The sequence below is a fragment of the Cyanobium sp. NIES-981 genome, assembly GCF_900088535.1.
Classification (GTDB): Bacteria; Cyanobacteriota; Cyanobacteriia; order PCC-6307; family Cyanobiaceae; genus NIES-981.
The window spans coordinates 356,674-367,590 of sequence record NZ_LT578417.1 but is presented as its reverse complement, the minus strand read 5'-3'; the positions used below and the strand labels follow the sequence as shown (position 1 = coordinate 367,590).

Sequence of the window (10,917 nt, the reverse complement as noted above, 5' to 3'; positions counted from 1 at the left end):
ACGCGGGGGCCTCCGGCTTGGGGCCCGGGGGCGGTGTCACGGCCGTGGGGACTGGCCGCGGGAAGGGGAACGGCGGCCTGCAGCGATTCCCGAGGCCGGCCGGGCGGCCCCTGCCTTGGAGGCCGAGCGGCTGCCCGCCCTGGCCGGCGATCCCTTGGTGGAGCTGCTGCTGGCGGCGTTGCGGCGGCGGCGATCGCGCCACTCCACCACGGAGAGGTAGACCACTCCGCCACTGACCAACAGCAGCAGCACCGCGGCCAGGCCAGCCAGGAGCTGGGTGCTGCTGAAGGGCAGATCAGCCAAAGGATCGGAGACCGGGTAAGGGGGCTGAGTGGATCAGAACTTGATGCTGCCGTCGCCGTGGCGGCCCCACACCACCATGGCGATGGAGAAGCTGAACAGGGCAGCCAGAGAAGCCCATCCCAGGGTGATCAACATGCCGGAAGCGCGTGGCGTGGGCGCACTGTACCTAGGCTCCTGCCACATCGAACAGGCCGCCCATGGTGCGTTCGTCTCCCGTCGCCGTTCGCGAACGGCAGCAGCTGCGTCAGCCCTATCCCAACTACCGGGTCGTGGTGCTGGACGACGCCATCAACACCTTCCAGCACGTGGTGGAGTGCCTTGTGCGGTTCATCCCCGGCATGCAGCCCGACCGGGCCTGGGACCTGGCCCACCGCATCGACAGCGACGGCTCCGCGGTGGTGTGGTGCGGGCCCCAGGAACAGGCCGAGCTCTACCACCAGCAGCTCGGCGCCGAAGGCCTGACGATGGCCCCCCTGGAGAGGGACTGATGGGCCGGGTGGTGATCACCCACAGCACCTACCTCGAGGGCCTGATCCCGCTGCTGCAGCAGCTGGCGCGCTCCCCCGGGGTGGACACCGTGACCCCGGCGGTCATCAGCCGGGTGCGGGGGCGCTGCCCGGGGCTGCGCCTGCGGGTGTCCACCCCGATCCGCGGCGGCCACAAGCTGCTGGCCCGCCGGGGCACCAGTGCCCAGGAGGTGTTCGTGATCACCACGGCGAGCCGGGAGCAGCTTCAGGAGCTCGTGGATCAGCTGCTGGCGGACTGACCGGCACCGGGGGACGGACCGGCACCGCGGCCCCCCAGGCTCACCCGCAGCTCCCCACCGCCCTGGCGCTCATAGACGGCCGTGGCGTTGAAGCAGGCCCAGGCCCCGCCATTGCGGAACCAGCTGTCCTGCTGGAGCGTGAGGTGATCGGGCTGGAGCCCCCAGCGCTCCTGCAGGAAGGTGAGGTAGTCCGCCGGATTGGTCTGGGGAGCCTGCCAGTGCACCACGGCGAAACGGTGGCCCCGCACCCGGTAGAGGCCGTCCCTGCCTTCCTGGATCTCCTCCTGGAGCAGGAAGGTGCGGAACCGGCTCGGGAACGCTGCGGCATCCAGCTGGACCGGGGGCCCTTCCAGCGGGTACTTGCGCAGGTAGAGCTGCCTGGCGCGGGGAAACACCGGGCCCGGAGCCACGGACAACAGGGTGGTGAAGGCCTGCTGAAAACTGGTGTCCGCAGGCTGCCGGGGGGAAGAGGAGGCCATCGCCGCGTCCGCATGCCGTTACCCCCACCATGGCCGCAGGTCGCCAACCTGGCGAGGTTTGAGGGTTGATCCCGGTGAACCGGATCCTGGTGACCTTGAGCAGGGTGACCCTGAACTGGAGACCCGGAACCGGGTGAAACCTGAAAAGGGGGATCAGAACAATGGGGTGGACCGCCGCGCCGTCTTGCCCCAGTGTTCGACCTGGTGGAACCAGAAGGGGTGTCAGAGGCGGGGCTTCGTTTCCGGCTGCAAGGCCGGTCTACGTCGCTTCCGCTGCAGACTCCCCATGTCGAAAGAGGAGTCAGATCAGAAAACTGTAGAAGGCAGTCACCAACGCGGCAGTCCTGCGGAACTCTAGGGCTGTTCGGCGGGAACCTGCGGCCATGGCCTGCCGCATCGCCGCATCAGTACACGGGGCGGGGCCAGATGGCCCGCACCTGCTCCAGGCGCTGCCTGGCCTGGCGCTGCCGCTCCTCGGCGGTGGCGCCATCCAGCAGCAGGGTGATGTGGCCGAGCTTGCGCCCCAGGCTGGAGCCGTGTTTGCCGTACCAGTGCAGCTGGGCCTGGGGCAGGCAGGCCAGGGCCTCGCGCTGGGGCTCGTAGGAGCTCTCAAAACGTTCGAAGCCCAGCAGATTCACCATCAGGGCTCCTGGCACCTTCAGCTCCACCTCCCCCATCGGCAAGCCGGCCACGATCCGGGCCTGCTGGGCGAACTGGCTGGTGTGGGAGGCCTCGATCGTGACGTGGCCGGAATTGTGGGTGCGGGGGGCGATCTCGTTGATCTGCAGTCCCTCGGGGCCGTAGAAGAGCTCGATCGAGAGCACCCCCACGTAATCGATGGCGGTGAGCAGCGACACGGCGATGTTGCGGGCGAAGGCCTGCACGGCGTGGGGCACGGCCGCAGGGGCGAGCACCCAGTCGCAGACGCGGTGGTGCTGATGGGTCTGGACCAGGGGATAGCAGCGCACCTGCCCCTGCTGATCGCGGCACACCAGCTGGGAGAGCTCCAGCTCGAAGGCCACGAACCGTTCCACGATCCAGTTGGCCGGATCCACGCTCTCGAGCAGCTCCTCGAGATCCGTGGGCTCACGCAGCACCAGGGTGGCCTTGCCGTCGTACCCGCCCGTGGCCGCCTTGGCCATGATCGGGTAACTCCAGCCCGGGGGCAGGGCGGGTCCCGGCTCCGGAGCAGGCAGCGCCGGCACGTGGTGCTCGGACTTCGGGTCGGGGTCGGCCGCCGGAAGCGGCACCAGGTCGGCCAGGGGGCGCCAGGCGGGGGCCGGCAGATTGAGCCGCTGCAGCAGCTCCCGCTGGCTGCGCTTGTTCACCAGCGGTGCCAGGGCCCTGAGGCTCGGCACGAACCGCACCCCTTCGGCCTCGAGGGCGGCGAGGGCCTCGAGATCGACCCACTCGTTCTCAAAGGTGATCGCCCGGCAGCCGCTGGCCAGCCGGCGGGTGGCCTCGCCGTCCCGAGGGTCGGCCTCCACCACCCGGGTCGCCAGCCTGGTCGCCGGATCGTCCCGGGATGGGGTCTGAACCGCCACAGGGATCCCGAGTTCCTGGGCCGCCCCCGCCAGCATCCAGGCCAGCTGGCCGCCGCCCACCACGCCGATCGGCAGCGCTGGGGCGGCGGTGGCGGCGGCGGCGGAGGCCTCACTCGGGACGTCGACGAGGGATTCGACCATCAACAGCGGCGCAGACTGACAGAACGACATGGAGGAGGCACGGACGCGGCCGCCTGCGGGGACGGGCACCAGGCCGACAGGCGAGCAGCGCCAAGACCGCGTGGGTACCACGAGGATGAACTCCTCTGGGTGTTGGAGTCCAGAATTTCAGGATACGGCGTGGAGCTCAGGTGAGGCCCCGATCCCCGGCGAAGGCAAAGCGGATCAGGCTCAGCACCAGCACGATCAGAAACAGGGCCAGACCCACGGTGCAGGCGTAACTGATCTCCAGTTCGGAGAAGGCCTGGTCGTACACGTAGTACACCAGGGTGCGGGTGGAGTCGGCCGGACCGCCCTGGGTCATCAGATACACCTCCTCGAACACCTTGGTGGCCGCGATCGCCGAGATCACCGCCACCAGCGTGAGGTAGGGCCGCAGCAGGGGCAGGGTGATGTCCACGTGCTTGCGCCAGCCCTCGCTGCCATCGAGGGAGGCGGCCTCGTAGAGATCGGCGGAGATGCCCTGCAGACCCGCCAGGAAGATCACCATGTAGTAGCCCAGGCCCTTCCACAGGGTGACGAGCATCACCGAGGGCAGGGCCAGCAGCGGAGAGGTGAGGAACCCGATCGGGCTGAAGGCATCCCCGAGCAGGGCACTGAGCCAGCCGTTGATCAGGCCGTTTTCGGCATAGAGCCAGCGGAAGGCGATGGCCGCCACCACGATCGAGACCAGCACCGGCGTGTAGAAGGCGGCGCGGAACCAGTGGATGCCGGGCAACTGGCGGTTCACCAGCACCGCCAGGGCCAGGGCACCGAGCACCACCGGTGGCACCACACCGATCAGGTAGAGAAAGGTGGTGCCCGTGACCCGGAAGAACATGGGATCGGCCAGCAGCCGCCGCACGTTGGCCAGGCCCACGAAGCGCAGGGGCTCGCTCACATCCAGACCCGCCTGGGTGAAGCTCATCAGCAGCGCCATCGCCGCCGGGATCAGCACCGAAAGGCCGATCAGCAGCAGGGCCGGAGCCAGGAAGGCCCAGGCGGCGGCATTGGAGCGTGAGCTGCTCGGAAACCCGCTGCTGCGGGAGGACGGGGACATCGCAGGCACGGCATTGGGGGCATTCTGGAAGATCCCCCCGCAGCCGCCAGCCCCTTGAGCGCCCCGGTGCCCCTCGATCCACCGATGGATCCGCCCGCCCCTCCCGGCGCCCGCGCCTGCGCCGATCCCCAGGCCGTGCTCCAGCAGGTGTTCGGCTACCGGACCTTCCGCGGGCCCCAGGAGGAGATTGTGCGCCATGTGATCGGCGGCGGCTCCGGCCTGGTGCTGATGCCCACCGGTGGCGGCAAGTCGCTCTGTTATCAGGTGCCGGCGCTGTGCCGGCCGGGGCTGGCGGTGGTGGTCTCGCCCCTGATCGCCCTGATGCAGGACCAGGTGGAGGCCCTGCAGCAGGCGGGCGTGCGGGCTGAGGCGCTGCATTCGGCCCTCACGGCGGAGCAGACGAGCACGGTGTGGCAGCAGCTCGGTCGCGGGCAGCTCGATCTGCTCTACGTGTCGCCGGAACGGCTGCTGGGGGGCGATCTGCTCGAGCGGCTGGCGGAGCGGGAGCTGGCCCTGTTCGCCATCGATGAGGCCCACTGCGTGTCCCAGTGGGGCCACGACTTCCGTCCCGAATACATCCAGCTGGCAGTGCTGGCCGAGCGCTTCCCGGCGGTGCCGCGGCTGGCCCTCACGGCCACCGCCGACCCCCGCAGCCGGGAGGAGATCGTGGCGCGGCTGCGGCTGGAGCACGGCCGGGTGTTCCTGGCCAGCTTCGACCGGCCCAACATCCGCTATCTGCTGCGGGCCAAGGAGGACCCGAAGGCCCAGCTGCTGCAGTTTCTGGAGCAGCACCGGGGCGAGGCGGGCATTGTGTATGCCCGCTCGCGGGCCCGGGTGGAGCGCTTCGCGGCGGATCTGCGGGCCGCCGGCTTCGATGCCCTCGGCTACCACGCCGGCATGGAGGCGGAGCAGCGCAGCCGCACCCTGCAGCAGTTCCGCAACGGGAGCGGCGTGGTGGTGGTGGCCACGATCGCCTTCGGCATGGGCATCGACAAGCCCGACGTGCGCTTCGTGGCCCACGTGGACCTGCCCAAGAGCCTGGAGGCCTACTACCAGGAAACGGGCCGGGCCGGCCGCGACGGCCTGCCGGCCGTGGCCTGGATGGTGCATGGCCCCGGCGACATCCCCCAGCTGCGCCGCTTCATCGACGACGGGGAATCCCCGGAGGCCCAGAAGCGCATCGAGCACGGCAAGCTCGATGCCCTGATCGGCTTCACCGAGGCCCCCGGCTGCCGCCGCCAGGTGCTGCTGCAGCACTTCGGCGAGCAGCTGGCCGAACCCTGCGGCAACTGTGACGGCTGCCTCGAGCCCCAGGAGCGGGTGGATGTCACCGAGCCGGCCCGCAAGGCCCTCTCCGCCGTGTACCGCACCGGCCAGCGCTTCGGAGCCGCCCATGTGGTGGACGTGCTGCTGGGGGGCAGCACCGAACGGATCCGCAGCCTCGGCCACGACGGCCTGAGCGTGTACGGCATCGGCCGGGAGCTCGACCGCAGCCAGTGGCGCACCTTGCTGCGCCAGCTCACCAGCGCCGGCTATCTGCAGCCCGTGCCCGAGGGCCATGGCGGCCTCTGCTTCGGGGCTGAGGCGCTGGTGAAGCCGCTGCTGCGGGGAGAAACCAGGCTGGAGCTGCCGCTGCCGCCGCCCCGCAAGGAGCGTCGGCGCAGCCACGCCGGCGCCGGCACGGGCTGGGGTACGGCCGGTTCAGGCGCGGAGCTGGGCGAGCTGGACGACACCCTGGTGGCCGCCCTCAAGGCCTGGCGGCGCGAGCAGGCCCGCCAGCAGGGGGTGCCGCCCTACGTGGTGTTCCACGACCGCACCCTGCTGGAGCTGGCCGGGCGCCGCCCCGCCGATCTGGGGGAGCTGGCCGGGGTGAGCGGCATCGGCGCCGCCAAGCTGGAGCGCTACGGGGAGGCGCTGCTGGCGGTGCTGGCCACCGCAGGGGCGAGTTAGTCCCTGGGCTGCTCCTGGCGGTTGGGGCTCAGGAAACGGCCCGAGAGCCGAACGGCGAGCACCACCGCCGCAACGCCGTACTGACGTGACCCCCTTTATCGGTCCAGGGCTTATGAGAGTGGGTGGTCATGGTCATGCTGCAGCTCCTTGTTGAGCTGCCTCCATGGGCGTACGCCCTTGGAGGGCCGAATGCGGCCTGAGCGTGTTGTACTCCCATCGCCAGCGATCGGCCAGGATCTGAGCCTCCGGGGCTGTGGTGAACAACTCGGTGTTGAGGAACTCATCCCGGAACCGGCCGTTGAACGACTCGGCAAAACCGTTCTCCCACGGGGATCCTGGCTCGATGTAGGCCGTGCTGGTGGTGGTACTGGTCTCACACCAGTCCCGTAGAGCCTGGGCAATGAACTCAGGGCCGTTGTCCGATCGGATGAACGCTGGCGCCGGGTAGAGGCTGGTGAGTTCCTCCAGCACAGTCACCACGTCTTTGGCCTTGCACCGCCTGCCCACCCGGATCGCCAGGCAGAGGCGGCTGTGCTCGTCGATCACGTTCAGGAACTTGAGTCTGCGGCCATCGGCGGTGGCATCGAACTGGAAATCCATGGCCCACACCTGGTGGGGATGCTGGGCCCGGTGACGCCTCACCGAGCCGTCGGCGGGCCGTGCCCGCTTCCGCTTCCTGGGAGTGGGCCGCTGCAGCCCCTCCTCCCGCCAGAGCCGTTGCACCCGCTTGTGGTTCACGGTCCAGCCCTCCCGACGCAGCAGGCGGTAGGCCATGCGGCGGCCCCAGCGGATGTGCTCAGCTGCAATCTCCCTCAGGCGGTGCCGAAGCTTGGTCTCCTCCAGGTCGACGACCTTCCCGCAATGGCGCTGGGTGCTGCGGTGCTGCCCCACAACACGGCAGGCCTGGCGCTCTGATGCCCGGTAACGCTCCTGCAGGACCGTGACGGCCCTGCGACGGCGTTCCGGGCTCAGAAGTTTCCCTCCGCAAGGTCCTTGAGCATCGCCTTCTCCAACTCGGCTTCTGCCAACAACTTCTTGAGCCGGGCGTTCTCCTTCTCCAGCTGCGTCAGCCGGCGGGCCTCCTCGGCCTGCATGCCGCCGTACTGCTGCCGCCAGCGGTGATACGTCGGCTGCGTCACCTCGATGACGCGGCAGACATCGGCGACGGTCTTGCCCTGGGCAATCAGCTGGTCGGCGGTCTTGAGCTTGCGGATGATCTGCTCCGCTGTGTGCCTGGTGCGTTTCATGGTGAAGTCCCCGGCCCAGTCTGGCCGGCTGAGGACTCTCATTCACCCTGGACCAATTCCCGGGGTCCACGTCAGTACGACACGAAGGTGATCGCCTGACCCCCGCTGCCGGTCTCGTAGGCCGCCCGCTCCAGCAGCACGAAGTCGGCGATCGAGGCCGCCGTGCCCCAGAGCAGCACCCACACACTCACGTAGGTCACGCCTTTGAGGGTCTGGTTCATGGTGCCGCTGCAGTGGAGCGAAGCTAGGAGGTGGCGGCGTTCAGTCAGCGGCACCTGTCAGTCAGCGGCACCTGGCGGGCTCGGTGTAGGTGATCGCCTGATAGCGGCCGTCCGTGGTGCGCACGGCCACACAGGTGTCGGTGCGGGGTTGCTCCCAGTAGGTGTAGGAGCTGTCGCCGATCTGATCACCACCGCGGTAGGTGTAGCCCTTCGCAGTGAGCTCTCGCTCGGCGCTGGCACCCCTCACGCCCACCAGCTGCTGCAGCGCACTCACCGGGGCCCCGACCCGGGCGGGTTCCTGGGCACGGCTCTGGCTGCTGCCGGCAATTAGCCCACCGATCAAGGCACCCACCGCCGCGCCCACGAGGGTGCCGCCGGTCACCTTGCTGGACGCGTCATCGAACCTGGCGTCAGGGTTCTGCACCTGGTCAAGCCTGACCGCGAGCCGGCGCTGTTCTCCGTCATTCCAGACAAAGAGGTCGTGGTTGGGCTTGGCGTTGTGGCGCACGTTCTTGATGCTGCTGTACGTCTCCACCTGCAGTGCCTGAGGGTTGGGGCCGGTGAAGACGAAGTCAGTGCCGTCATCGAGCTTCACCACAAAGGAATCCCTGCCGCCGGCGGCCTTGTGCTTGAAGGTGCAGTGGCCGTTGAACACTTCATACCCTCCGCTCGTCAGCTTGCAGCGCCCCTGGGCACGGACGAGCACTTCGGCCAGCGCCGCCTGCTGGAAGGGAGCCGCTGCCATGGCGAGGACCAGGCCTGGGCCGATGAGCGAGGTGGTGCGCTTTCGGAGGGCTTTGATGATGTGGGAGACAGGCACAGAATTCAGAGAGATCAGGATCAGGGACGTTTCGAACGTAACGGACGCCCCAGCCCCACGGCGCCGAGACAAATGCCGAGCTGATCACGTTCAAAAGGTTTACGAATTCAGGTGATCACAGGCCGGTGATCACCGTCTACCGACCTTGATGCGGCCCAGTCGTTGCGGTGGCATGGCAGAAGCTGCAGGACACAATCGGAGCCCGTCCTGGCTTGGGTCAGTGGCATGCACCCCGGGGCGGCCAACTCCCTCCTGCGGATCAGTCACCGAGCGAACCACGCTCGCTGAGCCGTCCAGGCATCACGAAGGCCTGCGCCGCCCCAGCCTCCCGACCATGGACAGGGCTGCCCAGCACGCCAGAGCAAGACCCAGGGGCCCGATCAGGAGCAGATCCACCCGGATGTCGGCCTCGGGGGTGATGGCCTGGATCAGGCCTTCCCAGAGGGCGAACAGCAACCAGGCCACGGCATTGGCCGTGAGGGGGATGCGGCTTCGGGGCAGCGCCCATGCCGCCAGGGTCCACAGCAGGGCGACGGCCAGAATCATGAGGGGACGGCCGATCAGCTGGGCCAGGAGGGTCGTCATCGCCATCGACCCATCGTCGGCCACCATCGCAAGGCGGATGGGTACGGGGCCGCCATCCCGGCGGAGCGACCAGAACCGTGCCGGGAGCTGAATCGGGCCGCAGGCGCCGGGAAGCGGTACAACCGGTCGGCGTCGCACCCCTGTCCGCCATGGCTCCTGGAGGCTCCGGGTTCGCCGATGCGCTGCTGCTCGCCCTGCTGAGCGCCGGTGCGGCGGCGACAACCGGCCTGGCCGGGCCGGTTAGCCCCGAGCCGCCGATCCCCGACTCCGCCACCGGTGCCATTGGATGGCCAGAGCCCGGGCCACCCCCAGGCGTGGACATGGTCCCCCCGAGAGCTGCCCCGACAGCTGCCCCGACAGCTGCCCCGGCGCCGGACAGGCCCGCACGCCCCTCCCAGGTGCCGGCAACGGTGCCGGTGGGGGATCTGGCCCTGCTCGAAGCTGGCCATGAGCCGCCCTCCAGGGGCAGCGGCTCGCCGCCACCCCTCCATTACCCCCTGCCGGTCGCCCCCAGCGAGCTGGATCCCTGGGGCTGGCGCTATTCTACGGCCCGCGCGGCCTGGCGTATGCACACCGGCCTTGACCTGCTCGCCCCGGAGGGCACCCCGGTGCTGGCCGTGCAGGCCGGCCAGGTGCAGCGGGTGGCGGAGATCGACGGCTACGGCCTCACGGTGCTGGTGGAGCACGGCGGCGGCTGGTCGAGCCTCTACGCCCACCTGCGGGACGCGTCCGTGAGCCCCGGCGAGCCGCTGCGGGCCGGCCAGCCCCTGGGCCGGCTGGGCCAGAGCGGCAACGCCAGCGCACCGCATCTGCACCTGGAGCTGCGCCAGCGGCAGCCCCAGGGCGTAGTGGCGGTGGACCCCGGCCCGCTGCTGCCGCCACCGCCGGCCGCCGGGCCGATCGCCCGGGAGCCTGGACCCTGACCGGCGCCCCGGAACCTCCAACCCGGACGCGCCCAGCCCCGGTGCTCAGCGCCGCCCGTTCACGATCACCGGCGTGCCGGCGCCCCCGGCCGTGCCCGGCAGCGCCGGCACCACGGAGGTCTGGCCGTCCCACTTGTCGAGGAAGAGCTTGTAGAGCACCTGGTCGTCGAGGCTGGAGTTGAGGGTCTGGTAGCGCTTGGCTTCCTGCTCGGCGATCAGCACCTCCGTCTGGGCCCGCAGCAGCTGCTGCTCGGCGATCTGCTTCTGTTCGATCGCGGCGCGGTATTCCTCGGCGATCTGCAGGCCGGTGAGATCGAGGCTCTGCACGCTCACGTAGTCGAACTTGCGCAGCTCCTCGGCCACCTTCTCCTGCACCAGTTCCGAGATCGAGTTCCACTCGGTGGCGATGGTCACCAGCTCGTACTGGGAGAACACCGACTTGAGGGCCTTCAGCAGCGAAGGCTGGATCACCCGCGGATAGATCTGCTGGTCGTCCGTGGCGATCGTCTCGTAGATCCGGCCGGCCTCTCCCGGCTTCACGGCGTACTTCACCGTGGCGGTGGCCTGGATCACCTGCAGATCCTTGGTGAGGGTGGAGAACTGCTCGGGACGCACTTGGGTGCGCACGTCGAACAGGGAGGTGGCCTGCACCAGGGGAGCCTTGAAGTTGGCCCCCGGCGTGCGGGGCACCCCCGTGACCCGCCCCAGGGTGGTGATCACCGCCACGCTGCCGGCCGGCACGATGAACAGAGTCTGGCTGAGCAGGAGCACCAGGCCGAGCACCACCGCCAGGATCAGGGTGAGGCCCGCTCCAGGCCCCTCCGGTGCGTTGGCGGAGCGGAGAGGCGATTGCATGGCTG

The 10,917-nt window shown here is 69.5% G+C and carries 14 protein-coding genes and 1 other RNA gene; 4 read left to right on the top strand and 11 right to left on the bottom strand.

The annotated features are described in order from the left end of the window. Positions 1 to 36: 36 nt before the first annotated feature. Together CBM981_RS01935 and petN are read right to left on the bottom strand one after the other, a co-directional pair. Complete coding sequence (locus CBM981_RS01935) at positions 37 to 303, bottom strand: hypothetical protein (protein ID WP_087067034.1); 267 nt, start codon at positions 301 to 303, stop codon at positions 37 to 39. 33 nt (positions 304 to 336) lie between these two features. Continuing rightward, entirely contained in the window at positions 337 to 438 is a 102-nt protein-coding gene (petN, locus tag CBM981_RS01930; RefSeq protein WP_071778245.1) for a cytochrome b6-f complex subunit PetN, read from the bottom strand. A gap of 62 nt (positions 439 to 500) precedes the next feature. Between petN and clpS the strand changes: the two genes are divergently transcribed. Both clpS and CBM981_RS01920 read left to right on the top strand, forming a co-directional pair. Next, positions 501 to 791, top strand: coding sequence for an ATP-dependent Clp protease adapter ClpS (clpS, locus tag CBM981_RS01925; protein WP_087067033.1), 291 nt, complete (start codon positions 501 to 503; stop codon positions 789 to 791). Then, complete coding sequence (locus CBM981_RS01920) at positions 791 to 1,069, top strand: DUF2103 domain-containing protein (RefSeq protein ID WP_087067032.1); 279 nt, start codon at positions 791 to 793, stop codon at positions 1,067 to 1,069. Before clpS ends, CBM981_RS01920 begins: the two co-directional genes overlap by 1 nt. Here the strand turns inward: CBM981_RS01920 and CBM981_RS01915 are convergent. From CBM981_RS01915 to CBM981_RS01900, 4 genes are all read right to left on the bottom strand, one after another. Then, a complete protein-coding gene (locus CBM981_RS01915) occupies positions 1,051 to 1,548 on the bottom strand; it encodes a hypothetical protein (RefSeq protein WP_087067031.1) in 498 nt (165 codons plus the stop codon). The two genes, CBM981_RS01920 and CBM981_RS01915, sit on opposite strands and share 19 nt — an antisense overlap. 164 nt (positions 1,549 to 1,712) lie before the next feature. Then, positions 1,713 to 1,896: non-coding RNA, 6S RNA (gene ssrS, locus CBM981_RS01910), on the bottom strand. 56 nt (positions 1,897 to 1,952) lie between these two features. After that, the gene (locus CBM981_RS01905) at positions 1,953 to 3,233 is read right to left on the bottom strand and encodes a 5-(carboxyamino)imidazole ribonucleotide synthase (RefSeq protein ID WP_172820788.1); all 1,281 of its coding nucleotides are present in this window, start codon (positions 3,231 to 3,233) and stop codon (positions 1,953 to 1,955) included. Positions 3,234 to 3,399: 166 nt separating this feature from the next. Further along, a complete protein-coding gene (locus CBM981_RS01900) occupies positions 3,400 to 4,311 on the bottom strand; it encodes a carbohydrate ABC transporter permease (protein WP_087067029.1) in 912 nt (303 codons plus the stop codon). A gap of 54 nt (positions 4,312 to 4,365) precedes the next feature. Here CBM981_RS01900 and recQ point away from each other — a divergent pair, with 54 nt between their 5' ends. Further along, positions 4,366 to 6,261 (top strand): DNA helicase RecQ, encoded by a 1,896-nt coding sequence (recQ, locus tag CBM981_RS01895; protein WP_304441608.1) that lies wholly within the window; start codon positions 4,366 to 4,368, stop codon positions 6,259 to 6,261. Between the two features lie 132 nt (positions 6,262 to 6,393). Here the strand turns inward: recQ and CBM981_RS01890 are convergent. The 4 genes from CBM981_RS01890 to CBM981_RS01880 form a co-directional block, all read right to left on the bottom strand. Further along, a protein-coding gene (locus CBM981_RS01890) for an IS3 family transposase (RefSeq protein ID WP_369801644.1) occupies positions 6,394 to 7,508 on the bottom strand; the annotation gives its coding sequence in 2 pieces (ribosomal slippage) (positions 6,394 to 7,247 and positions 7,247 to 7,508; 1,116 coding nt in all). A gap of 71 nt (positions 7,509 to 7,579) precedes the next feature. Then, the gene (locus CBM981_RS15570) at positions 7,580 to 7,729 is read right to left on the bottom strand and encodes a hypothetical protein (RefSeq protein WP_172820787.1); all 150 of its coding nucleotides are present in this window, start codon (positions 7,727 to 7,729) and stop codon (positions 7,580 to 7,582) included. 61 nt (positions 7,730 to 7,790) lie between these two features. Then, positions 7,791 to 8,474 (bottom strand): hypothetical protein, encoded by a 684-nt coding sequence (locus CBM981_RS01885; protein WP_087069108.1) that lies wholly within the window; start codon positions 8,472 to 8,474, stop codon positions 7,791 to 7,793. Positions 8,475 to 8,849: 375 nt separating this feature from the next. Continuing rightward, the gene (locus tag CBM981_RS01880) at positions 8,850 to 9,161 is read right to left on the bottom strand and encodes a hypothetical protein (RefSeq protein WP_087067027.1); all 312 of its coding nucleotides are present in this window, start codon (positions 9,159 to 9,161) and stop codon (positions 8,850 to 8,852) included. Positions 9,162 to 9,532: 371 nt separating this feature from the next. Between CBM981_RS01880 and CBM981_RS01875 the strand changes: the two genes are divergently transcribed. Then, positions 9,533 to 10,057 (top strand): M23 family metallopeptidase, encoded by a 525-nt coding sequence (locus CBM981_RS01875; RefSeq protein WP_225867475.1) that lies wholly within the window; start codon positions 9,533 to 9,535, stop codon positions 10,055 to 10,057. Positions 10,058 to 10,102: 45 nt separating this feature from the next. Here CBM981_RS01875 and CBM981_RS01870 read toward each other — a convergent pair whose 3' ends face one another. Then, positions 10,103 to 10,912 carry a prohibitin family protein gene (locus tag CBM981_RS01870; RefSeq protein WP_087067026.1) on the bottom strand — a complete coding sequence of 270 codons (810 nt, stop codon included), beginning with the start codon at positions 10,910 to 10,912 and terminating at the stop codon, positions 10,103 to 10,105. Positions 10,913 to 10,917 lie beyond the last annotated feature (5 nt).

What these genes read in the sequence shown, in the direction of transcription:
- CBM981_RS01915 (WP_087067031.1), bottom strand. Translation starts at nt 1,548, where the DNA reads ATGGCCTCCTCTTCCCCCCGGCAGCCTGCGGACACCAGTTTTCAGCAG.
- CBM981_RS01900 (WP_087067029.1), bottom strand. Translation starts at nt 4,311, where the DNA reads ATGTCCCCGTCCTCCCGCAGCAGCGGGTTTCCGAGCAGCTCACGCTCC.
- CBM981_RS01885 (WP_087069108.1), bottom strand. Translation starts at nt 8,474, where the DNA reads ATGGCAGCGGCTCCCTTCCAGCAGGCGGCGCTGGCCGAAGTGCTCGTC.
- clpS (WP_087067033.1), top strand. Translation starts at nt 501, where the DNA reads ATGGTGCGTTCGTCTCCCGTCGCCGTTCGCGAACGGCAGCAGCTGCGT.
- CBM981_RS01870 (WP_087067026.1), bottom strand. Translation starts at nt 10,912, where the DNA reads ATGCAATCGCCTCTCCGCTCCGCCAACGCACCGGAGGGGCCTGGAGCG.
- CBM981_RS01920 (WP_087067032.1), top strand. Translation starts at nt 791, where the DNA reads ATGGGCCGGGTGGTGATCACCCACAGCACCTACCTCGAGGGCCTGATC.
- CBM981_RS15570 (WP_172820787.1), bottom strand. Translation starts at nt 7,729, where the DNA reads ATGAACCAGACCCTCAAAGGCGTGACCTACGTGAGTGTGTGGGTGCTG.
- CBM981_RS01880 (WP_087067027.1), bottom strand. Translation starts at nt 9,161, where the DNA reads ATGGTGGCCGACGATGGGTCGATGGCGATGACGACCCTCCTGGCCCAG.
- petN (WP_071778245.1), bottom strand. Translation starts at nt 438, where the DNA reads ATGTTGATCACCCTGGGATGGGCTTCTCTGGCTGCCCTGTTCAGCTTC.
- CBM981_RS01905 (WP_172820788.1), bottom strand. Translation starts at nt 3,233, where the DNA reads ATGGTCGAATCCCTCGTCGACGTCCCGAGTGAGGCCTCCGCCGCCGCC.